Annotated in this window: 18 protein-coding genes and 1 tRNA gene; 4 read left to right on the forward strand and 15 right to left on the reverse strand. The window is 40.0% G+C overall.

The genetic code is table 11. The annotated features are described in order from the left end of the window. Positions 1-9 precede the first annotated feature (9 nt). On the reverse strand, positions 10-504 hold the full coding sequence (locus SB49_RS03240; RefSeq protein WP_062053794.1) for a GbsR/MarR family transcriptional regulator: 495 nt from the start codon (positions 502-504) through the stop codon (positions 10-12). Positions 505-726: 222 nt separating this feature from the next. Here SB49_RS03240 and SB49_RS03245 point away from each other — a divergent pair, with 222 nt between their 5' ends. Then, positions 727-1,896 (forward strand): MFS transporter, encoded by a 1,170-nt coding sequence (locus tag SB49_RS03245; protein ID WP_062053796.1) that lies wholly within the window; start codon positions 727-729, stop codon positions 1,894-1,896. 259 nt (positions 1,897-2,155) lie between these two features. Here SB49_RS03245 and tamL read toward each other — a convergent pair whose 3' ends face one another. Beyond that, the gene (gene tamL, locus SB49_RS03250) at positions 2,156-4,471 is read right to left on the reverse strand and encodes a translocation and assembly module lipoprotein TamL (protein ID WP_062058812.1); all 2,316 of its coding nucleotides are present in this window, start codon (positions 4,469-4,471) and stop codon (positions 2,156-2,158) included. 4 nt (positions 4,472-4,475) lie between these two features. Beyond that, complete coding sequence (locus SB49_RS03255) at positions 4,476-9,407, reverse strand: translocation/assembly module TamB domain-containing protein (protein ID WP_162254201.1); 4,932 nt, start codon at positions 9,405-9,407, stop codon at positions 4,476-4,478. Positions 9,408-9,747: 340 nt separating this feature from the next. On the opposite strand from SB49_RS03255, the gene SB49_RS03260 reads away from it, so the two are divergent. Further along, on the forward strand, positions 9,748-10,650 hold the full coding sequence (locus SB49_RS03260; protein WP_062053800.1) for a DUF808 domain-containing protein: 903 nt from the start codon (positions 9,748-9,750) through the stop codon (positions 10,648-10,650). A 110-nt stretch (positions 10,651-10,760) separates the two neighbouring features. On the opposite strand, the gene SB49_RS03265 is transcribed toward SB49_RS03260, so the two are convergent. Continuing rightward, a tRNA-Ser gene (locus SB49_RS03265) sits at positions 10,761-10,845 on the reverse strand. 322 nt (positions 10,846-11,167) lie between these two features. Here SB49_RS03265 and SB49_RS03270 point away from each other — a divergent pair. Further along, complete coding sequence (locus tag SB49_RS03270) at positions 11,168-11,809, forward strand: NAD(P)H-dependent oxidoreductase (RefSeq protein WP_062053802.1); 642 nt, start codon at positions 11,168-11,170, stop codon at positions 11,807-11,809. Positions 11,810-11,871: 62 nt separating this feature from the next. Further along, on the forward strand, positions 11,872-13,065 hold the full coding sequence (locus tag SB49_RS03275) for a DegT/DnrJ/EryC1/StrS family aminotransferase (protein WP_062053804.1): 1,194 nt from the start codon (positions 11,872-11,874) through the stop codon (positions 13,063-13,065). Positions 13,066-13,088: 23 nt separating this feature from the next. Here SB49_RS03275 and ribB read toward each other — a convergent pair whose 3' ends face one another. The 11 genes from ribB to SB49_RS03330 form a co-directional block, all read right to left on the reverse strand. Then, the gene (gene ribB / locus SB49_RS03280) at positions 13,089-14,219 is read right to left on the reverse strand and encodes a 3,4-dihydroxy-2-butanone-4-phosphate synthase (RefSeq protein ID WP_062053806.1); all 1,131 of its coding nucleotides are present in this window, start codon (positions 14,217-14,219) and stop codon (positions 13,089-13,091) included. 11 nt (positions 14,220-14,230) lie between these two features. Further along, complete coding sequence (locus tag SB49_RS03285) at positions 14,231-15,724, reverse strand: LptF/LptG family permease (RefSeq protein ID WP_082591067.1); 1,494 nt, start codon at positions 15,722-15,724, stop codon at positions 14,231-14,233. A gap of 4 nt (positions 15,725-15,728) precedes the next feature. Continuing rightward, positions 15,729-16,370, reverse strand: a complete 642-nt coding sequence (locus SB49_RS03290) for a LolA family protein (RefSeq protein WP_062058815.1) — start codon at positions 16,368-16,370, stop codon at positions 15,729-15,731. A gap of 7 nt (positions 16,371-16,377) precedes the next feature. Continuing rightward, positions 16,378-18,756 carry an FtsK/SpoIIIE family DNA translocase gene (locus tag SB49_RS03295; RefSeq protein ID WP_062053810.1) on the reverse strand — a complete coding sequence of 793 codons (2,379 nt, stop codon included), beginning with the start codon at positions 18,754-18,756 and terminating at the stop codon, positions 16,378-16,380. A gap of 63 nt (positions 18,757-18,819) precedes the next feature. Continuing rightward, positions 18,820-19,185, reverse strand: a complete 366-nt coding sequence (locus tag SB49_RS03300; protein WP_062053812.1) for a diacylglycerol kinase — start codon at positions 19,183-19,185, stop codon at positions 18,820-18,822. Next, the gene (tpx, locus tag SB49_RS03305; RefSeq protein WP_062053814.1) at positions 19,178-19,684 is read right to left on the reverse strand and encodes a thiol peroxidase; all 507 of its coding nucleotides are present in this window, start codon (positions 19,682-19,684) and stop codon (positions 19,178-19,180) included. Before tpx ends, SB49_RS03300 begins: the two co-directional genes overlap by 8 nt. Before the next feature lie 117 nt (positions 19,685-19,801). Next, positions 19,802-20,059, reverse strand: coding sequence for a DUF6952 family protein (locus tag SB49_RS03310; RefSeq protein WP_062053816.1), 258 nt, complete (start codon positions 20,057-20,059; stop codon positions 19,802-19,804). Continuing rightward, positions 20,040-20,354 (reverse strand): thioredoxin family protein, encoded by a 315-nt coding sequence (locus SB49_RS03315; RefSeq protein ID WP_062053818.1) that lies wholly within the window; start codon positions 20,352-20,354, stop codon positions 20,040-20,042. The genes SB49_RS03310 and SB49_RS03315 overlap by 20 nt, the downstream gene beginning before the upstream one ends. A 74-nt stretch (positions 20,355-20,428) precedes the next feature. After that, on the reverse strand, positions 20,429-21,073 hold the full coding sequence (locus SB49_RS03320) for a peroxiredoxin (RefSeq protein ID WP_062053820.1): 645 nt from the start codon (positions 21,071-21,073) through the stop codon (positions 20,429-20,431). Between the two features lie 297 nt (positions 21,074-21,370). Beyond that, complete coding sequence (gene nhaC / locus SB49_RS03325; RefSeq protein WP_062053822.1) at positions 21,371-22,864, reverse strand: Na+/H+ antiporter NhaC; 1,494 nt, start codon at positions 22,862-22,864, stop codon at positions 21,371-21,373. Positions 22,865-22,933: 69 nt separating this feature from the next. Further along, positions 22,934-24,154, reverse strand: a complete 1,221-nt coding sequence (locus SB49_RS03330) for an aminotransferase class I/II-fold pyridoxal phosphate-dependent enzyme (protein ID WP_062053824.1) — start codon at positions 24,152-24,154, stop codon at positions 22,934-22,936. Between the last annotated feature and the right edge of the window lie 51 nt (positions 24,155-24,205).

Raw genomic sequence — 24,205 nt, forward strand, 5'->3', positions numbered from 1 at the left:
TTGGTAATATTAAAGACCTTTATGTTGGGTTTGAAAGGCCCTCATTTTTATGAGTGTTTTATTCAAATTTTCTTTTTGTGTGGTCAGGTATTCTTGGAAGAAAACACCCATGGATTCGTTTTCCACAAATTTCGTTGGGTTATTCTCTTTGTTGAACTTGTTAATCTTTTTAACCAATTGCAATTCCTTTTCAATATTGAGAAGGTACTCTTGTAAGGTGAGTTTTAGATAATTATTGGTGCCTCTGAAATAGCGTTTACGGTCCCCGGATTTGGTGTAGAATTCAACATAATTAAGTTGCACCAATAAGGAAATATTGGTGGAAACAGAGCTTTTGCTGGCTTGGGTGATCGACATTATTTCTTCAAACGAAAATCCTTCTTCTGATGAAAGAATCATAATGGCGTATATTCGTGAAGCCAAGGGGGTAAGCTTATGGCTTCCTTCTAAATGCAGGCCCACTTCCTCTATCAAATGTCTCTTTTCTTCAGAACAAATACCCATAGAATAACTGTTGTAGGTACAAATGTATCATTTGGTTCGGAACTTATCGAACCAAATTATCTTAAAGTATTGCCAAAATTTAAATATTGCTCGCAGCTCACTTGTTTCGTATTAAATTAGTTGTGCTGTAACTGCCTACTGCTCTATTTTTGCGTTGTACAGATGGTCAAGAATAAATAATGGTTACTTTTAATATTTCCCCCTAACGGACGTACTTACTTAATGAATCAAAAGCTCTCCAATTTCGTACTGTATTTAATGAGTGTCTCGGCCGGACTTGTGGTTGCCAATTTGTACTACAACCAGCCATTGCTCGGTCAAATAGCCAAAGACTTTGGGGTTACGGAATCAGCGGTGAGCAATGTTGCCCTTACTACCCAATTGGGCTATGCTTTTGGATTGTTGTTTGTTGTGCCTTTGGGGGATATGATTTCCAATAAAAAGATCCTTCAGTTCGATTTTTTTGTGATGATCATCTCCCTGATAGCGGCAGCCATTTCCAATTCCCTTTTAGTACTTATCATCAGCAGTTTTTTTATTGGGTTTACTTCGGCCATTCCGCAATTATTTGTTCCTATGGCAGCTCAGCTTAGTGAGAAAGAGGGACAAGGCCGAGCTATAGGCATAGTCATGAGCGGACTTTTAATTGGAATCTTGGGCAGTCGGGTGATCAGTGGATTGGTAGGAGAGCAATATGGGTGGCGCGTGATGTATTATGCCGCAGCTGCTGCGATGGTCGCACTTTTTGGTTTGCTCAAATTCAAACTACCTAAACTAGATCCTTCTTATAATGGGAGTTATGGCAGTCTTATGAAATCCCTATGGTTTTACCTGCAGACAGAGCGCACCTTAAGATTGGCTGCCGTTCGAGGGGCCTTGGCTTTCGCAGGATTGAGTGCCTTCTGGACCACTTTGGTTTTTTTGATGGAAGATTCTTTTGGATATGGTAGCGGTGTTACAGGTGCTTTCGGTCTTATTGGCATTGTTGGTGCACTTGCAGCTGTGGTGTTTGGAAAAATGAACAATAAAATAAGTAGTTATAAAATTGTATTGTTTGGATCTCTTTTATTGATCTTATCTTGGGTTATTTTTTTAGTATCGGCTAATACCATCTTTGGGTTGGTCATTGGGGTAGTCTTAGTTGATTTGGGTCTACAAGCATTACACATCACCAATCAAAACATCATTTTTTCTAATAATCCAGAAGCGCGAAATCGCGTCAATACCATATATATGGTGGGGTTTTTTATAGGGGGTGCAATTGGCACTACTTTGGGTGCCTTAGCCTGGGAACAATTTAAATGGACAGGCGTTTCGGTATTGGGGATTTCCTTATCGGTAGCCTTATTAGCAGTGCATCTGACCTTTAAAATTAAAGGAAAAAGTCCCTAATGGTACAGGAAATATTGACTTAAAAATGATCCCTGCAATTAGGCAGGGGTGATCATGAAATCAACCCTTATATAGAATCTGCTCCTACATATTATCGATTTCCTCTTTTCTCTTTCCTTTTTTTTCTTGGATTTTATCCAACATTTCTAAAGAACAGTTCATATTGATCTAAAAAAGCAGATAACGGACACAATAAGTTTGGTTGTAAAAACAGGGATATATTGGGTGTGGTATCCTTACATATTTTGATGATTCTTTTTTAAAATGGATATCCTATGGCAAAGTTAAAGATCAGGTTCTCGCTTCCTCCACCTAAGAAAGGAGTTCTAATACGTTTTCCTTCAGGAAGGTACGGCACCTGTAAAGGAGACGCAAGATCCAATCTAATCACAAAACTTTGGATATCAACCCTTAGGCCAAATCCCAATCCTATTCCCAATTCCTTGGCCCAATTAGGGCCAAATTTACCTTTGGCAATCAATTCTTCATTGAACTCTTTATTCTCTAAGGATTCATCTTCTGAAATTTCAATTTCATTGGTCAACCAGACGTTTCCAGCATCTGCAAACAGGGCACCCTTGAGATAATTCCAAATGGGGAACCTGTATTCCAAATTGCCCTCCAATTTTAGATTACCCGACTGGTCGAAAAACGAATTTGTACCGTTTTCGTCAGAGGTGAATGTGCCAGGCCCGAGGGATCTAATATTAAACGCCCTAACACTATAGGGGCCACCGGAAAAAAATTGTTTTACAAAGGGCAGGGTAGAGGAGTTTCCAAAAGGAATACCCCATCCGCCATACAGGCGGGTAACCAAGGCTTGTTCATTGCCCCACTTTATATAATATCTAAAATCAACATCGGCCTTGGCATACTGCGCATATTCCAAGCCAAATATGGTAGTCTTTGATCCACTCAATAGGTTTAAGGCATTCCCCGCCATATCAAAACTTGCTGAGATAAAAAATGGATTGGTCTTATTGGAATCTACCAATTCGTTATAGGTAAAGGAATAGGTAAGTCCAGCAATAAACTGCTGCTCAAAACTTTCTCTTAAGAACGGATTCTTATCCAAAATGGCTGTGAATTCATCGGTGGTATTGGAAAGATTTACATAGTTGATGTTAATGGGGTCTAACTCGTGGTATACGTATTTGTTCGCATTCCAGGTATACCCGAACGAGCCATTAAAGGAGGTTAGTGTATATAATTTACTTCGCTTTAAGATATCGGTTCCCAAACTAATTTTTGTTTTGGGAACAGCGTATTTAAAACTTTTGGGTGAAAATGGCACTAGGGTTGGTATAATTAAATTGGCCTTCAATCCTCCGGCGATACTGCTCAGACCTGTATTGTTACCTCCGGAAAGCTGTGTTTCATAGGCAAAGTTCCCGCTTATTCCCAAGGTTTCCCCGCCCCTAAAGAGGTTTCTGTTGTTATAGGTGACAGACACGCCAGGACCGGCAAAACCATTCGATTTGGTTACTGCCTGCAGTTCAGCACGCACCGATCTTTTGGTCAAAGGAGATAGATAAATGTCGGCAGACAAAGATCCTACGCTATCGGTTTCGGAAGGATCCCTTTCATTAAATCTGATGTTCACGTACTTATAATTGCCCAATGAGGATAGCCTATTGCTGGTCAACCGTGAATTTTCCGAGTTATAATTCTGACCTTTTCCAAACAAAATATAGGACTCTAATTTTTTTGGCTTAAAGAACTCCTCTTTTTGATAAAAACCTATCCCGTTGACCACAGAGGATCGTTGTGGTACGGTGGTATCCGTTCCAATTGAAAAGTTGGGATATACCGAAATAGAGTCAATAGTATAGGGGATCAGGGATTTTTTGGGTACGTTTTTCTTCAGCCTTAGAAATAGGTCAAACTTTTTGGTCTCATAGCGATTGGTATCGACCTCAAAAATTAAAAAATCAGGATTAAAATTGTAATATCCCTTTTGTTTAAGTTGCCGATCTATACGCTCCCGCTCATATTTCATCAGTTCCAGATCAAAGCGTTGCCCTGGCCTAATTTGGGTTTGGGTCAATGCCGAGGATATATCTGTATAAATGGGCAATGAATCTTTGTCCAACTTAAATTGTTCTAGCGTATAGGGCGTTTGGAGCTCCGCTTTGAACTTTATAGCAGCATGTTTTTGGGTGCTGTCTATTTCTGATGACACCTTGCTGTAAAAGAATCCTCTATTGTCCAAACGGTTCAACATAAGTTCCTCAATGCGCTGCAGATTTACATCGGAAAGATACACTGGTTCTTCCCCAAACTTTTTATTGAACCAACGGTTTAAAAAGCCTGGTTTTGCCTTTTGCGCCTTGTAATGGAAATACAGGCCTGGTCTTATTCCTAAAAATTGGTAATTAGGTTCAGGTTCCAAAAGTGCATGCAGTTCATGGGAGACTTTTTTAGTGTTTTTTATTTCTTTTTCAGATTTGATATCAATCTTCGCACCCGTATATAACGTCTCCCCATTTGGGATGAATTTACCAACACCGCATGCATATAAACTTGCTGCTATTAGCAATAGTAAAATATAGTTATATAGGATGTTTGTTTTCAAGTGTCTATTCTTTTTTATTTTCTTCCTTCTCTTTATCACCCTGGTCGCCGGTCTCCTTCAGGGGATTGAATAACTGACTAAATTTATTGAACTCCATGTTGAAAATAAGAGCTATTCCGGTAACTATCAATTGGCCGTCTATGATGTTGGTATATTGATTTTTTCTAAACCCCCTTAGGCGATACCGTCCATCCTTGGTTAATAAGTATTCAAGACTTACATTCCCTATAATCGGGGTTTCACCTTGGCCTGGTTGGGCACTTCCTTCCACATCTATAGCACTTCCTGCCGTTACCACCAATCGTTCATCAAACAGTTTTTTCTTGGCGTTGATATCCAATTGGGTTCGATCTTGAGGACTATCGCCTTGATAGTCCGTAAAACTGTCAAGATCAAAATCGACCTCAAATCCAGAGGATCCAAAAATCTTATCAGAAAAAGCATTAAGCTGTCCCGATAGTACTTTATTGACATTGTCCTGGGCAATGGCTGCCGTGCCACCAATACTTCCATCACTTCCCGAGCTGGGATAAAAACGATTAAGGGCCAATAACGAAAACACCTGTTTGTTGAGCTCCGCTTCTTGTTGATTCAATTGTTGAACCCTTCCGTATACCGCTCCACCTAGGGACCCTTGTTCGTCTTCGGGCATATCTAGCCCAAAAGATAATTTTGGTTCCAACAATTCCCCATCAACATTGAGATACACCAAGAAGGGCAGTACTTGGCGGTATTTACCTGTGACGCTAATGTCCTCTCCAGAAGTAACGGACGACATCAGTGGTGCTGCGGAAGTTTCTACCTTATAGACCGCCTTTACCCCTAATTTCGCGTCTGTAGGATCGCCCTCCCAGGTAATGGTGCTTCCGGGACTTATTTCGAACCTTCGTTTCACCAAGTTGTATAAAGAAGTTTCATAATAACCTGATTGAAGTTCATACCTTCCAGTAAGATTTGTTCTCCCGTTGGGCTCAATATTAAGGTATAAGGAACCATTTCCCGATACCTTTAGGTTATCGCCCATTCGCTCATCAATGATGATACGAAAATCTGAATCATCGGCAATTTCTAAATTAACATTGGCATCTATACCAGAAAAGAAATCAACATTTTCTTCATTCTCATTCCTAGTAAGGATCGCATCAGGATTTTGGCGATTTACAAAAAGAACCACACCCTCACGTTCTTGCACATCCAATTGTTCTTTTGGAACAACAAAGGTGATGTCCGTTATTTTGCGCACAAAGATTTTTCCTTGTATTTGCGGTAGTTTTAAATTGCCTTTAACGCTGAGATCTAAATCGAAACTTGCTTTTCCGTAGAACAGTTCATTGTCTTCTTTCGTGGAGTTCAAGGCCTGAAATTGCTCGGCATTGAGCTTAAGGTCAAATGTGGGATTCATTAATTCTTCTGTGCCAATGGTGCCGTTCATTTTAAAGTTATTTCCATTGGCATCTGAAATCTTAAAATTGTTCAAATAAAGTCCCTGGTTGTCAATGTTAAGGGTTTCATCAGAAATTTTAAATACTGAATTCAAGGTAGCCACATTAAAATCGGTATCGTGAAAACTCAAAGTACCCCTATATTCAGGAGTTGCCGTTGTACCTGCTATATCAATGTTTCCTGTAATAGTGCCATGGGAATCCTTCATTGCCCCATTCGAAAATTGTTCAATGAACGCAAGGTCCAACCTATTAATATCCAAGTCGAGATTTAATAGGGCTCCAGTTTTCGCTGCGGCATAATCTCCTTTTAGGTCAAGATTTGCACCACCATCTCTCAGCGAAAGTTTAAAATCATATCTTCCATTTGTTTTGGAATTGGCGTTTAAAGAAAGATTGCCTATGGGATGCTCCAAAATTTCCAATTGGTCTAGGTTAAAATCTGCCACTATGCCTGTTGCACCGTAAGGATTTTCAATATTAAAATCTCCATTTAGTACTCCAGCTACTAAAGCCTGATCAGGATTCAGTATGCTAAGAAAAGTCTGCAATTTAAATTGTTCAAAGGTGAGCTTGAGCCGCTCCACGCTTGTTTCTGTTAATGAACTGACTACGGTGAACTGTTGGGAGTTTCTATTTAATTTTATATTCTTGAACTCCAAAAATTTCGTGGCAAGGGATATCCGATTGTCTTCTGGTATGGTCCATTCTTTTCTATTAAATAGGAGTCCCGAGGGATTGATATGGATTAGGGTAGTATCATTGGCCAATGTCATTTCTGAAGCGATATGCGCTACCTTTTCTTTACCCTTATAGGAATTGAAATCGAGTAACAATTCCTTGTTTTTTAAATTCCCTTCAAGATAGGTTCTTCCAACGTGCACTGGATCGGCCAAGAGGTTGGCCATACCTGCTTTAAAATTCAGATTCTTGGCATCTCCGATTATGGCAAAGTTTAAACTATCTAGGGTTATACCGTTATACTTGACATTGGGTACATGTAATTCTGAAACCAAGTCTTTGGTGGTTGCATCAAAATTGACACGTGCATTTATGGTATCCAATTGTTCCAGCTCCTTAAAAAATACCTCGGTCAAGATTGGATGTGAGGCCAATTTAAAATCCATTTGAAGTTTTAAGGAATCGGCCTTGGTTACAGTTGCGGGTGTTTTTTGAAGATGATATTTTAAATATTGTGTTAATGAGGAATTTATGCCCTGGGGGGTGGCGTTGGACAACAGTCTTCCATTAATAAAATCGCTGTTTATCGAAACCTCTGTTTTAAGGGTGTCGATGTTAGATTTGATTTTGAAATCGCCCATATGGTATTGTTGGCCATCGTATACCGCAATACCATTCTTTACGAATGCATCTAGGACATAATTTTTTGGATTACCCAGAAAATGAACTTCCATTAGCAGCCCAGCCCTAATATTCTCTGTGGTTAGGCCAAGAGCCTGTAGATCGGCACCAATCACATTGAGGTTCAGACTAAATTTTGAATTTAAAGAGTCTAGGACTACTGCCGTATTGGATGTGAAATTAAGGTTGTAATCCTTAAAATTTAAGGATATGTCGCCTTTTCCGTCAGTGATTTTCCCATAGAGTTCCAGGTTGGAAAAATCGTAATCCAGCAAGTCTAATTTCGTGAAATTAGATTCAATTTCAGAGTTTAGGGTATTGAGGGTTTTACCGCTACCTGATGTCTTAACATTAAATGACATGGTGCCGAGTTGTTTGTTTTTCAGCAACTTTCCTACTTGAAGGCTATCTACCTTAAGATTACCGTTGAAGTTGATCCTATCGGTACTCGAATAGTTTCCAGTGATCTGGGCATTACCTTCAGGTATTTCTAAGTGCGCATCCCCGGTAATACTTTTTAGGCTGCCTTTGGCATGTCCATATACTAAAATGGTTTCAGGAAGGGAGATATTCAGATTCTCTTCTGGCACAAACAAGCGTATGTCAGCTTTAGTAGTGGTGGCCTTGAACCGAGCAATATCAAATGAAAGGGAATCGGTTTCTGTGACACGGAATAGGTGTCCTTGACCTGTCAAGGTAGTGTTGTGCCAATTCAAATTCAATGAGGGAATGTGCAAATTATCCAAGGTGCCGCTGATATTTATATTGCCAGAAAACGGATGTAGTTGACCTTTGATAAAAAATTCATTTTTGGCAAGTTTGGGTTCAAAAACAAGGGCTTCTTGCAATGCTAAATTAAGGTGTGAAACTTCAAGGTCAACCTTTGTGCTCTTTGGAAAACTGAAGAATTGATTCAGCGAAGGATATTCCAATTTTAAACTTCCCATGAGGGAGCTGGAGGCGGTTTTGATTTCAATACCCCCAATGGAGGCCGAGGTATCATCCAAACTAGCCTCCATGGCTAGCTGCTGTAACATAAAACCGCTTTTTTCCATGAAGGAAAATTGTTCTAGGGTAAGTCGGGCATTTTTAGGTTGGTAATTGAGATCCCTAGCCCTTAATGTGAGCTCAGTCAGGTTAATATGGTTGGGATCAAAGGGCCTTTCTTGGGGTGCATTGTTATTTGCATGGTATTGAATCGAATTATTTGCCAGGTTGATTTCATCTGCTTTTATTAAAAATTTGGGCCATAAAAAGTCAGCATTTTGGGATGGGGTAGAGGTAGCATCCACAGAGGCAAGATCATCTTTCTGGAGTTGTACGAAAATGTCGGAGTCTTTAAGGGATAACAAATCTATATCCACCTCATTAGTCGCAAGATCAGCTTTTGGAAGTTCCAGTTTAAATTCTCCCAATAGTACATCCGCCAAAAGTCCATAGGGAATTGAGTTGTAACTTATATGAACATTATTGACTTGTAGTTGCTTGACCACCACAAAAGGCAGTGTTATTTCTGTATCATCCTTAGAAACAAAAGGTTTGGTTTGTTTGTAGCCAATATTGGAGTACGATAAATTCAATTCGTCAATCTCGTAACGCATGTTCTCAAGGTCTGCCTTATCGACTTGCAATACTAAGTTTCCCACATTAAATTTGGCATATAACCCTAAATAAGCATCATTGTAGTTTAGTGTAATATCAGATAGATCAAAGGTACCTAGACTCACCTTCATAGGTGCCGCTGCTGGTTGCGGGGCAGCAGTGTCCCTGGACATAAGGGCGTCCAAAAGAAATTGGTAATTGAATTTCTCTGTATCTGAAGCTCTTACAATATTAGCCGTTACGCCATTCCAGTCAAGAGATTTTAGATTCAGTTCATTTTGGAAGATTAGGGGTGAGAGTGGCAAGTTGGCTTCCAGGGTTTTGGAATAAAAGAGGGTATCACCTTTCTTATCCTCGAGGTATACCCCCTCCAAAAAAGCATTTCCCGTAAAGGTTATGAATAGGCGGTCTATTTCAACTTTGGTGTTGGTCTTATCGGAAATGTATTTGGTTGCTTTACTTACTATTAAATTTTGACCCCATGGACTTCTTATCAGCAGGAGCAAAAGGAAAATAAATAAAAAAAGCACCAATATAAATTTGACAAAACGCCTTAAGAATCGATATTTTATATTTTTGTTTTTCATTTATGAAACGCCAAAGATCATCAATAAAGCAATGTTACAGGTGCTTTTCTCAAACTTATTATAACGGATTAAATAAATTTAAGAGATTTATGGGTAATTAAATAAGGTTAAGATTAAATGCTTCTGGGTTAGGCACAATTAAGGAATTTGGCTATTCTTGTTATTGGAAAGAGTAGTAAGTTACTTGTTCATAATTTTAGAAGGTGTTCAAAGCCTTACGATGGAATTGGAGATTATTAAGGTGAAATAAAATTTTGTATAAAACTATAATTGGTAAAGATATATGGCATCAGGATTTTTTGCATTGTTGGATGATATAGCGAGTTTAATGGATGATGTTGGGGCAATGAGTAAAATTGCCGGTAAAAAAACGGCAGGTATCTTAGGTGATGATTTGGCGGTAAACGCAGAAAAAGCCTCTGGTTTTGTCTCATCCCGTGAGATTCCTGTACTGTGGGCCATTAGCAAAGGATCAATGATCAACAAATTAATTATTCTTCCATTTGCCTTTCTCCTTAGTGCCTTTCTTCCCGTGGCCGTAACGATCATCTTGGTCTTGGGGGGGCTGTATTTGGCGTATGAAGGCGTAGAGAAAATCTATGAGTATTTTGTACCTCACGAAGAATCCAAGGTTACACTGGCTGAAATAAAACTGAGTAAAGCGGAAATTCTGGAATTGGAAAAGGAAAAAATAAAATCCGCCATCGTTACTGACTTTATTCTCTCTGTTGAAATTGTAATTATCGCCTTAGGAACCGTGGTCAATGAACCTTTAGGGACCCAGATTCTTGTGGTTTCCATCATAGCTTTGGTTGCAACGGTAGGAGTTTACGGTATTGTTGCCATGATAGTTCGCATGGACGATTTAGGTCTTAAATTCATTGCACTGAATGGTAATAAGAGCAGTATAACGCATGCCATTGGGGAATTTCTTGTGGCAGCATTACCAGTAGTCATTAAAAGCTTATCTGTGATCGGTACCATTGCCCTGGTACTGGTAGCAGGAGGGATATTTGTACATAACCTAGAGTTTCTACACGATTGGCTTCATGGGATTCCGGCTATTCTAGGCGAATTTATTGCCGGTTTGGTCATAGGCTTTCTTTGTTTATTGGTCGTTTTAGTATCCAAGCGGATTTGGAAAGCTTTTAAACCTGATGTGAAGGAGTCTAAAACCACGGAATAATTTTTTGGACAATTTTATTCTAATAAGATACTATGCCTCAGGAATAGTATAATAATATATAGGCTACAGAAAACAAAAAACCCACAACTTTCGTTACGGGTTTCCTTTTGCGGAGAAAGAGGGATTCGAACCCCCGGAGGTGTGACCCTCAACAGTTTTCAAGACTGCCGCATTCGACCACTCTGCCATTTCTCCAGAATATCTTAGCGGGTGCAAATATAGAAACCTTTTTTGTATTCCCTAAATATTTTTTTGAATTTTTTCAGGGGTAAATATTTACCCCTTTGTTATATAAGATTTAAGGACCTTAGAGCCAAACTTAGCTTTATCCCTTCGTATATTTGTCACACATCAGATCTTATCCTAGTGTTCAAAATGTTTTTGAGAAAATAGGGGTAGTATTGTGAATTGCGATTGCCAAGTAAAAACATGTAAAATTTAGGCCTGTGTTGTTAGGAATAGAGAACGAGTTTTCAACACTTACAGTTTTTGTATAGCACATTAATTAGAATTAAAAATGAAGGACAGTATTAAAAATTTGGAATGGCGTTATGCCGTAAAAAAGTTTGATTCAGAAAAAATACTTTCAGACGATAAATTAGAACGGTTAAAAAAAGCGTTCAATTTAACGGCTACCTCATACGGGTTACAACCTATTCGAATGGTAGTTGTTCAGAACAAGGAACTACAGGAAAAGTTGGTCGCCAGTTCGTACGGACAACAACAGGTATCCCAAGCATCCCATGTGCTTATCATTTGCATAGAACGTGTAGTAGATAAGGAATTTATTGTGAAGTATTTTGACCGTGTCAAAAATATCAGGAATACCAGTGAAAGTATCATTACCCCTTTTGAAGACGCTTTGGTTAATTCTTTTTCGAAAAAAGATATTAAAGAAGTAAAGGATTGGGCAACCAATCAGGCGTATTTGGCCCTGGGCAATTTATTGACGGTCTGCGCTTTTGAAGAAATCGATTCCTGTCCCATGGAGGGCTTTTCACCTGAGGCTTATGACGAGTTATTGGAATTGGAGCAATATGGACTTTCATCTGTGCTTGTGCTTCCTGTGGGATACAGGGCCAAAGACGATATGTTTGCGGATATGAAAAAAGTAAGACGCCCTTTAAAGGACAGCATTATTTATATATCTAAAGCCTAAAATTATTTAGTCTTTTCAAGTGCCCTAATTTATTTAAACTAATTTTTTACGATTTATTTTTTATGCCAGGATTCGAACTTTTTGGAGATAAGGAAAGAGATGAAGTTAATGATGTACTCAATTCCGGGGTTTTAATGCGTTACGGTTTTGATGGAAAAAGAAATGGCCATTGGAAAGCAAAGGAATTGGAACAAGCCCTTGCAACAAGAATGAAGGTGAACCATGCCCAGTTGGTGAGCAGTGGTACGGCGGCTCTAACGGTGGCAATGGCCAGTGCCGGGGTTGGAGCAGGGGATGAAGTGATCTTGCCCACCTTTACCTTTGTGGCTAGTTTTGAGGCCGTTTTGGCATTGGGAGCGGTTCCTATCTTGGTGGATATTGATGACACCCTAACCTTGGAGCCGAAAGCGGTGGAAAAAGCAATTACAAGCAGGACCAAGGTTATCATGCCGGTGCATATGTGCGGCTCTATGGCCAATTTAAGGGCCTTAAAGGATCTTTGTGACAAACACGACCTGTTATTATTGGAAGATGCCTGTCAGGCCATTGGAGGCACTTATGAAGGGAAGCCTTTGGGCAGTTATGGGGATTTGGGTTGCTTTTCTTTTGATTATGTAAAGACCATCACCTGTGGTGAAGGGGGTGCCCTTATCACCAACGACGAAAAATATTATAAAAAAGCGGACCATTATTCCGATCATGGCCATGACCACGTGGGAAGCGATAGGGGAGCAGAGGACCATCCTTTTTTGGGCTATAACTATCGTATTTCTGAACTCCACGCCGCTGTTGGGGTAGCACAGTTGAAGAAACTAGATTCTTTTTTGGGCATACAGGAGATAAATTATAATATCATTAAGGAGGAGCTAAGCTCTATTCCTGAAATTACCTTTAGGACAGTACCTGAAAATGGGGTAGAAAATTATTCTTTTATCAATTTCTTTCTTCCTACGGAAAACCAGGCCAGAAAGGTACATGCCTCTTTGTCTAAGGCCGGGGTGGACGCCTGCTTTTATTGGTATGACAACAACTGGCACTACCACCGCAAATGGGCTCATTTAAAGCACTTAAAAACACTTGGTTTTCTTCCGTCCAAAGTTTACGACCAACTTCCTGATTACGATAAGGCAGATTTCTCTAAATCTGATCATTGGATGGGTAGAACCATTTCTTGTCTGATCAAGTTGGGCTGGACCAAAGAGGAAGTGCGCCAACGCGCTGAGACGATGGCCAAAACCATTCGTGAAAATCTGTAATTGAATATTATTAAAAGTAAGATTTAGTATCCAACATATTCCTCAATGGTAAGACCATAACCCACGATTCCCACTCGCTTTGTCTGTGCAGAATTGGTCATTAGTTTGATCTTGGCAATATTCAGGTCATGTAATATTTGGGCACCAACACCAAAATCTTTGGCGTCCATATCTATTTTAGGCGCTTTTAATATCCCTTTCTTCTGAAGTTCTTTCAGCTCGGAAAGTCGGCCTAAAAGGTTGAGGGATTGCGACTCCTGATTGATAAAGACAAAGGCACCTTTGCCTTCTGCATTGATAGCATTGAACATATCCTCTAATTTCTTATCAGGATTATTGGTCAAAGTTCCCAATATATCATTGTTCACCAAGGTAGAATTGATCCTGGTAAGGACTTTATCGTCCTTGGACCAGGTACCTTTGGTGAGTGCTATATGGATTTGGTTGTTGGTAGTCTGTTTATATGCTCTCAACCTAAAATCCCCAAATCGGGTGGTGATATTGAAGTCCTCCTTCTTTTCAATTAGACTGTCATGCTCCATTCTATAGGCTACCAAGGCCTCTATGGATACAATCTTTAAGTCGAACTTTTTGGCTACTTTCAATAATTGAGGCAATCGGGCCATGGTTCCATCCTCATTCATGATTTCAACAATGATTCCAGCAGGCTGTAATCCGGCCAAACGCGCAAAATCAATGGCTGCTTCCGTATGCCCTGTTCTTCTCAAAACACCGCCTTCTTTGGCTACCAAAGGAAAAATATGTCCAGGTCTAACCAAGTCATGGGGTTTTGTCTCATTTTGGGTCAAGGCGATCACGGTCTTGGCGCGGTCCGAGGCGGATATTCCGGTGGTAACCCCGTTCCCCCTTAAATCCACGGATACGGTAAACGCTGTTTCCAATGGATCGGTATTGTTGTTCACCATCCTATGGAGTCCAAGTTCCTTGCAGCGCCCTTCAGTGAGGGGGGCACAGATCAAACCTTTCCCATGGGTGGCCATGAAATTCACCAATTCTGGCGTGACCAGTTCGGCTGCAGCTAAAAAATCACCTTCATTTTCCCTATTTTCATCATCGACCACGATAATAACCTTACCGTTTTTAATGTCTTCAATAGCTTCTTCAATTGTATTTAGCTGTGTCTTATGTTCCATAATGGGTATTTCTAACTTTTGGCGGGAGTAAAAATTTTCTTGAAAAACAGTTTGAAAAAATCCGCAATATTTCCAAAACTCATCAATCCTTTATCCGCCGTTGCCCTTCTTGTCAAGGATACGCCCAACGGCAGCATAATCAAGGTAGATAGCCAGGCGCCAAGGATGGGATGAATATTACCCTCTTTAGCGTAATTTCCTGCAAATACCCCAATAAAATAGTAGGTTAGGAACAAGATGATGGCGATAACCATGGGCAGTCCAAGTCCACCTTTTCTAATAATGGCGCCCAACGGTGCCCCCACAAAGAATAAAATGATACATGATAGAGCCAGGGCGTATTTTTTATGTAACGAAAGGATATGTAGGTTGTAAATTTTATACTTTACTTCTATTTCCTGTTTTTTGCCCTCCACAGAGGTCAAGATGTTATTGGTGGAATTTTTGGCGGAACTTATAAGTTGGGCCTGTTGCCATTCCTCGTAAAGGTCGATCACTTCTTGAATTTCAGGTGCCTTGGATTGATCTGTCATAAGAGGCACAAAAAGACTGTCAATGGGCTTTTTATAAGCGGTGGTATCCATCGGATTGGCAATAGGGATAAATGCTCCCATTCTATTGGCAATGCTCTTAGAAAAGGACTCGACGGTTTTAATATTGTCTTCCCTCAAGGAATCTATATCCTTGGTAAGTCGGGATATGTTTTTCATTTTATCCGTGCTCACATCCCTTTCTTCCTCCATGTCCACATTATTGAGTTCGGAAAGGTCTATGTTCATGGTGTAGGTCTCAAAATTTGATTTGGCAAAAGGGAGTTTCCTGTTATCGCTACTGGACCTTGTTTTTATATCTTCATAGTAATGTCCGTCCCTGAGTACCAGTTGTAAAATATCTGAATCTTCACTGCTTACCAGTTCCCCAGTTTTGGCCTTGATGACGGTATTGTTGATATTGGTCCTGGATTTCTTATGGATGATGACATTTTCCAAGAAACGGTCATTCTCACCAGATTTTTGATCGACCTTAATATTCATTCCGGTACCTTCAAAATCACTAAAGACTCCCTCTGCGATGGCAACCGCCGGTTTTACCTTGGCAATGTTCTTTCTTAGGTTATAAATTTTTTGTTCGGATGCGGGAATAATATTATTCGCGAAATAAAAGGTCACCCCACCTAAGAATACTACCAAAACAATGAGGGGCAACATGGCCCTTTGCAGGGATATTCCCGAGGCCTTCATGGCAGCAAATTCGTAATTTTCAGCAAAGCTACCAAAGGTGAGAATGGAGGAAAGTAGCACGGTCAGGGGGAGTACTTTTTCCGTAAGATTGGGCATGAGGTAAAAAAGGAACTTACCAATAATGGCAATATCCAGTCCTTTACCGGCCAAATCATCAATAAAGAGCCAAATGGTTTGAAATATGAAGATAAACATCAAAATGACAAACGAACTGACAAAATTAAAGACAAACCTCGATAGGATGTAGCGGTCTAGTATCCTCAACTTATTAATTTCTTATAATGTAGTACCCTTCGTTCTTGTACTTACTTTCATCAAAAGTAAATAAGGTTTTTGATAAAGGCTGGTCAGTTTTAAAAGAATTAACAGTAATGGTAGTCTTTGTGCCGTTCTTACCTGTTTCAATAAGTCTATAAATATGCTTAGTCTCAATATCAATTCCCAACAAAATAGATTTGATTTCCGAATGGGTGTCAATTGGAGTCAATTTTACAAACTGAATTTTTCTTCCTTGTATGTTTTGAAGGACGTCCCACTCGTAATTATGACCCGACTTGTAAAAAGTAAGCATTTTTGAAGGGGTAACGGTATTCGCATCCTCAGATTTGTTTTCGATGGTTACCTCCTCATTTTCAGGGACAATGGTATACACTTTTTTACCATCGAACAATTGTTGTGATCCCAAATAATTGAACAGGTATTTATCGCCCTGAAGGGTGACATCTCCTCTAGTTTCCTGATTGATGTTGGCTTCTGTATTTTGAAGGGCATACTTAAATTCCACATGGATATTCTTATAACTCTGCACCTTGTTGTATACTTCGTCCAATAGTGACTTAGCCTTCGAAGCACTCTGTGCCATAGAAAAGGTGGAGGTCAATACAAATGCCAATACAAATAATTTTTTCATCACGTTGTTATTTTTTTTCATTTTCTAATAATTGATCCAATGCATACATATCAGGCACTAAAACCTGTCTGGCCTTACTCCCTTCAAAGGAGCCCACAATTCCTGCTGCCTCCAACTGATCTATGATACGGCCTGCACGGTTGTAGCCCAGCTTAAGCTTTCGCTGTATCAATGATGCAGAACCTTGCTGTGCCACAACGATCACTTCTGCGGCGTCTCTGAACATGGCGTCCCTTTCGGATATGTCATTATCAAGACTCGTGCCAGAATCATCTCCACCTACGTACTCAGGTAGGATATGCGCCTCAGGATATGCGCGCTGCGATCCAATATATTCCGTTATTTTGGCTACTTCTGGAGTGTCTACAAAGGCACACTGTATTCGGGTAACATCATTCCCTTGGGTATACAACATATCCCCTCTACCAATAAGTTGATCGGCACCCTGGGCATCCAAGATGGTCCTTGAATCAATTTTAGAGGTTACTCTAAAGGCAATACGGGCAGGGAAGTTGGCTTTGATGATTCCTGTAATTACATTCACCGATGGTCTCTGCGTGGCAATGATTAAATGTATTCCAATAGCCCTTGCCAATTGTGCCAATCTGGCAATGGGGGTCTCTACTTCCTTACCGGCGGTCATGATAAGATCCGCAAATTCGTCTATGACCAATACGATATAGGGTAGAAACTTATGGCCATCATTTGGGTTTAATTTTCTAGCCTTAAATTTGGTGTTGTACTCTTTAATATTTCGGACCATGGCTAGCTTCAGTAGCTCGTAACGGTCGTCCATTTCAATACAAAGGGAATTCAAGGTGTTGATGACCTTTGTGTTATCCGTAATGATTGCTTCATCAACATCGGGTAGTTTTGCCAGATAATGTCTTTCAATTTTATTGAAAAGGGTCAATTCTACCTTTTTTGGATCTACCAATACAAATTTCACCTCTGCGGGGTGTTTTTTATAGAGTAGGGAAGTCAATACCGCATTCAACCCTACCGATTTTCCCTGTCCTGTAGCACCCGCCATCAATAAATGGGGCATCTTCGCAAGATCCACCACAAAGGTTTCGTTGCTAATTGTTTTACCAAAGGCAATGGGCAACTCCATTTCTGCTTTTTGGAACTTTGGCGATGCTATTACGGACCGCATGGATACGATAGTGGCATTTTTATTTGGAACTTCAATACCGATGGTGCCTTTTCCAGGGATAGGGGCAATGATTCTGATTCCCAATGCTGCTAGGGAGAGGGCAATATCATCTTCTAGGTTCTTGATTTTGGAAATACGTACCCCAGCTTCCGGTACTATTTCATATAAGGTCACCGTTGGACCAATGGTTGCTTTGATCTGCGCGATCCCAATCTTATAATTCCGCAGAGTCTCCACAATTTTATTCTTGTTTTCCTCCAGCTCTTCCTGGTTAATGGTTATGCCACCACCAACTCCGTGTTGGTCCAATAATTCTATGGTTGGAAATTTGTAGTTGCCCAATTCCAGGGTTGGATCAAACTCTCCAAAGTCCTCCACCAATTTATTGGATAAAAGATCGGTATCTTCCACTTCTTCTTTGATCTTTTCCACTTCCATGGCAATATCATCTTCCTCCTCACTTTTGCCAACTTCTATTTTGAAGCCATCGTCTGTATCATCCAATTCCAGTGGTGGGATATCCTTTTTATGGGTGTAGGTGTCAATGATCTGAGGGGCTACTTCATCCTCAGGTAGTATGTCCCCTATGTCGCTTTCATCTGTTACGGTAGAAGGATTTCTTTTAAGGTCAGTCGCGAGAGAATTGCTTTTTTGTTTGAAATAAGCGATGATGGCTTCTGGCGTAAAATTGAACAATCGAACCAGAATAATCGTCAGTCCGAACAATAACAAAAGAAATACACCAATCTTTCCCGTATAGTCTTGAAGGAAATCGTTCATTTCATAGCCAACGATCCCCCCTAACAAGGGTCTTTCTTCTGCAAAGAATCCAAGGGTAATTGAAATCCAGATAATGAAGACAAGACCCCAGATCCATTTCCGTACCAACCCTTTTTTGTCAAGGCTGAGAAACAGGTGCAATCCGGTAATAAAAAATAGAAAAGTGAATATCACTGAGGCCAGGCCAAAACCTTTATAAACAAAAAAATGGCTGATGGCGGCCCCAAATTTATTTAGGAGGTTCTTCGCTTCCTCGTTACGGTCAGAGAATTCGCTCAAGAGGCTTTGGTCTGCCTGCCATGTAAAATAAAAGGAGACAAAAGAGAAAAACAAGGCTATACTGAAAAGCATCAAAAGGCTTCCCAATATTATTTTATTCTTTTTGGACAACTTCATTGACCGTCCTTTTTTAGTAGCGGTAGGCTTTGACTTTTTTACCTTTTTTGCCATTAAATCTTATATTCTTATCGGCTAAATTACAAATTTAGTACGGAAGCCGAATCTACATTAGTTTTAAAAAATTTTAGGACAATAAATGATCAGTCCTATAATGGTTGCTGCAACCGACACCAGCATTACTGCACCTGCAGAGATATCCTTTATTAATCCTATTTTAGGGTCAAATTCTGGCTGTACAAAATCAGCTAATTTTTCAATAGCAGTATTAAGGCCTTCTACACCTAGGACTATAGCAATGGCAAAGATTTGTAATATCCATTCCGTGTTTGAAATTTCAAAATAGAATCCCGCAGCGGTCATGACCATGGCAATAAAGACCTGCACCTTGATGCTGGCCTCTGTTTGGATCAGCAATAAAGCACCTCTAAGGGCGTAACGCACCCCATTAATTCGGTTTTTTAGAAACGATTCTTTAGGCATTCATTAAGGCTTCTAGGGCAGCCTTATAATTTGGCTCATCCACAATTTCCGGAACTAATTCATTGTATACAACTTGTCCCTTTTCATCTATCACGACAACTGCTCTAGAATGTAAACTTTGTAGTGGTCCATCGGTTAATTCCAAGCCATAGGATCTACCAAAGCTACCTTCCCTAAAATCAGAAAGCATTTCAACTTTGTCGATACCCTCTGCGCCACAAAAACGGGCTTGGGCAAATGGCAGGTCTTTGGATACGCATAATACGACGGTATTAATTAATTCGGAAGCCTCTTTATTGAATTGTCTGACCGACTGGGCACAGGTTCCGGTATCGATACTCGGGAATATATTAAGAACCACTTTCTTTCCTATATAATTGTTTAGGCTAGAAGGTGATAAATCTGTTTTTGTTAAATTGAAATTTGGAGCTGATGATCCTATTGTAGGAAGTTCACCAAGGGTGTTGAAAGCATTTCCTTTTAAAGTAACTGTTGCCATTTGGAGTAGTTTTGAATTTTGTGGTGAAATTATAAAATATATGCATGAATCAGAGCTTTTGGCCACAAAAAAAGTCCTTCAAATTAATGAAGGACTTTTACCATTCTGTTTTGGCCATTATTTGTCTATTGCACCAAGTACGCGCTGCATAAATTGGTTCAAGGCCTCTTTTTTGGGTGTGCCTTCTTTTATGGCTTTGGCAACATCCAATGCACCGTACATATTGGAGATGAGTTCTCCAATAACATCCAGTTCTTCGTCTTTTAAAGAAGGTACTTCTGTGAGCGCTTCTAAAGTCTCAATGGTCTCTATTACAAAATCTTCATCGTTCTCCTCGATGAAGGTTGTGAGATGTTTAATTATAGGTAACTTCACTGATCAGTTCTTTTAAAACGTCATACTTATTCGTTTGAACTTGGTTTTTTAATTTCCCGTCGGCAAAAGCTGCAAAAGTTGGTAAATTATCAACGTTGGCAAGCTTTCTTGATTCTGGAAATTTCTCGGCATCAGCAATAACAAATGTGATATTTTCATTTGTAGAAGCCTCTTTTTTAAATTTGGGCTTCATTATACGGCAATTGCCACACCAAGTTGCAGAATATTGAACCACAACGTTCGCGTTGTTATCCAAGATCTCCTGTAAATTGTCTTTTTCTAATTCTAGTATCATAACTATTGCAAATTTTTAGTTGATAAAAAAGCATGGAGCATTTGCTCCATGCTTGTAATCTCAAAATACCTTACTTAGTTCGCGTGCGCAGAAAGATAGCTTGCAACACCGTTTCTGTTGGCGGACATTGCGTCTTTGCCTTCTTCCCAGTTGGCTGGACAAACCTCACCTTTTTCTTGAACGTGAGTGTATGCATCTACCAAACGCAAGTACTCATTTACGTTTCTTCCCAATGGCATATGGTTGATGCCTTCGTGAAATACAGTTCCTTCCTCATCAATTAGATAAGTAGCTCTGTACGTAACGTTGTCACCATCCACGGTTACAACCCCAGTTTCATCATCATACTGTTCGTTGGTAATATCTAGGATACCCAAGGTAGACGCCAAGTTTCTATTGCTGTCTGCCAAGATAGGATAGGTAACTCCTTCGATCCCTCCGTTGTCTTTTGAAGTGCTCAACCATGCAAAGTGAACCTCTGCAGTATCACAGGAAGCGCCTATAACTAAAGTGTTTCTTTTTTCAAATTCTCCTAAAGCAGCCTGAAAAGCGTGCAATTCTGTTGGGCAAACAAATGTGAAATCTTTTGGGTACCAAAACAACAATACCTTTTTGTTATTGTTTTTTGCCTCTTCCAAAACATTGATCTTAAACGTATCACCCAATTCATTCATCGCATTTACCGATAAATTTGGAAATTTTTTCCCTACAAATGCCATATATTCTTTGTTTAAATGTTAAATTCTTACTGCAAAATTACAGTTTAATATTGCGCCTAAGCGACATTGAAATTGGAAAATACTATGGAAGAATAATTTATATAAATGCCAATAGGATAAAGCAAAAAATCTTACCGACTTGTCATTATTGAGTAGTGTATTTTAAGGGATTGTCAAAATATACCCACTCCCATTGCGAAGTTGACTATTGTGGATTTTAGGAAGAATCAGTTATTTGAGATAATAATCCTATGACCGTGATTTATTCAAGGTTTTAAGTTCTTTTTTGAGATAAAACTATGCGGGTTCTTCAGAGGTGGCCAATTGTTTGATCTTTATCTTTAATGCAGCAAAAAGCAATGTCATGAAAGGGCTTAGCCAATTAAAGATCGCATAAAAGAAATATTCAGCGACACTAACGCCCAATACACCGCTATGATAAGCTCCACAAGTGTTCCAAGGGATCAGCACAGAGGTTACGGTACCGGAGTCTTCCAAGGTTCTACTTAAGTTCTCAGGGGCCAGGCCTTTGTCCCTATACGCCTTTGCAAACATTTTACCAGGAACCACAATGGCCAAATACTGGTCTGATGCGGTCACGTTCAGCGCCAGGCAACTGGCCACGGTACTTGCGAAGAGGCTAAAGGTAGATTTTGCCAGGCCTAAAAGGGCACTGCTTATTCTGGCAAGTGCTCCAATACCATCCATAATACCACCAAAGACCATGGCACAAACGATGAGCCAAATGGTACCCAACATTCCAGCCATACCGCTTGACGAGAATAATTCGTTAAGGGCTTCATTCTCGCTAGCAATGTTCGTAGGGATGGTGATGGCATTCATGATCCCTTTATAGCCTGTCTCAAAGGTCATTTGAGTTGCCCCGGTTATTCCCATAACTATTTCGGGTTGAAAAATTAAGGCAAACACCCCACCCAATAAGGTGCCTATCAATAAGGCCAAAAGAGGTGGGGTTTTTTTTAATATTAGAAGTATCACCGCAATAGGCACCAAAAATAACCATCCATTTATGTTGAAGGTGTTATCTATGGAATTTAATATGGCTTGTGTGTCTGCGGATCCCGTGGTATCAATGGAAAACCCCATAATGATAAAAATCAATAAGGTAACAGAAATGGTAGGGACGGTGGTAATGGACATGTATTTGATGTGGCTGAACAATTCTCCACCAGCCATTGCAGGTGCTAAATTTGTCGTATCGCTCAAAGGGGACATTTTGTCTCCAAAGTAAGCGCCCGAAAGGATAGCTCCCGCAGTCATCCCCAATGAAATGCCAAGCGTGTCACCTATTCCAATCAATGCAATACCCACGGTGGCCGATGTGGTCCAAGAGCTTCCTGTGGCAATGGAAATAACCGCACAAATAATCACACAGGCCGCTAAAAATATGGTTGGATTCAATACCTGTAAGCCATAATAGATCATGGAGGGTATAATTCCACTGATCAACCAGGTTCCAGAAAGGGCCCCAACCATCAAAAGAATGATTAGAGCCCCTGTGGTCGATTTTACATTTTCCGCAACCTCCGCCAACATTTGGTCATAGGAGACCTTATTGAAAACACCAACAATTGCAGCTACGGCTGCTCCCATGAGCAGAATAAATTGGTTGGAGCCACTTAGGGCATCGTCCCCAAAAACAAAAACATTGTAAGCCAACATACCTACCAGTGCAAAAACTGGAATCAAGGCTTCCCAAATGTTTAATTCTTTATTCTCAACTATATTTTCGTCCTCTGGTTTTGATGAATTAATATCTTGACTCTGCATGAAAGGTATGTTAGTTACCTCGTAATATTACGATTTTGGTACTTGTTCTGCAAGTCTTTTAAATTTTGCTTATTTGCTCAATTCTCTCTCTTGTAGGATTCCCAATTCTAACATACAGTTTTTCATGGTTTTATATGTTCTGTGGATATCATTGTCCAAACCAATGGAAAAACGAATCAGTCCATTTGACAATCCCATTTCTTCTTGTTCTTCCATAGGGATCTCGGAAGAGGTTGATGATCCAGGAGCACTGAAAAGGGTTTTATAAAAACCAAGGCTAACCGCCAAATAACCTAGATTCTTTGCTTGCATTAATTCCATAAGGGCATTTGCCTTGTCCAATGAACCTACATCCAAGGTCATGATACCGCCAAAGCCGTATTCTTCGGTCATCTGATCCTTCATTATCTGATAACTTGGGTGTGCTTTCAAACCTGGATAGACCACTCTTAATCCGTCCTTGACAAAGTTTTCAGCCAGATAGAGGGCATTTTCACTGTGCTTTTTCATACGGATATGAAGGGTTCTCATATTTTTTAAAATGGAGGAGGCCCTTAAGCTATCCATGGTGCTTCCCAAAAGCATTCCCGCGCCGTTGTTCACATCTTTTAGGCTTAGGCAAAAATCTGAAGTTCCACATACAACCCCGGCAACACAATCGCTACTTCCGTTGATGAACTTGGTTAAACTGTGTATTATTATGTCCGCGCCCAATTTGCCCGGAGCAATTGAAAGTGGTGAAAAGGTATTGTCCACAACAAGAGGAAGGTTATATTTTTTGGCTAGTTTGGAAAGGGCTTTGATGTCTGCAATCTCCAATAAAGGGTTGCTTACCGCCTCACAATAGATCATTTTTGTTTTTGGGGTTATGGCCGCTTCAACCGCTTCTAAATTGGTAATGTCTACAAAAGAAGTTCCAATTTTGAACTTTTTTAGAAAATTCTTCATAAAGGCATAGGTGCCACCATAGATGGTCCTACTGCTAACAATATGGTCATCGGTATCACAAAGTTGAAAAATCACCGCAGTAATGGCACCCATTCCACTTGCAGTAACATTGGCAGCCTCCGTTCCTTCCAATGCGGCCAATGCCTCTCCTAAATAAAGGTTGGACGGTGTGGAGTGCCTGCTATATAGATAGCAACCTTCGGTATTCCCTTCAAAGGTATCGAACATGGTCTTGGCCGATAGAAATGTGTAGGTTGATGAGTCGGAAATTGAGGGGTTAACCCCACCAAATTCACCAAAATATTGTAAATCCTGAATACTGTCTGAAGCCTTGTAATCCATAATAAGTTTGTTTTTTATGGTTTAAAAATAGGAAATACTAGTTTTGTTGTC

The organism is Sediminicola sp. YIK13 (assembly GCF_001430825.1).
Lineage (GTDB): Bacteria > Bacteroidota > Bacteroidia > Flavobacteriales > Flavobacteriaceae > Sediminicola.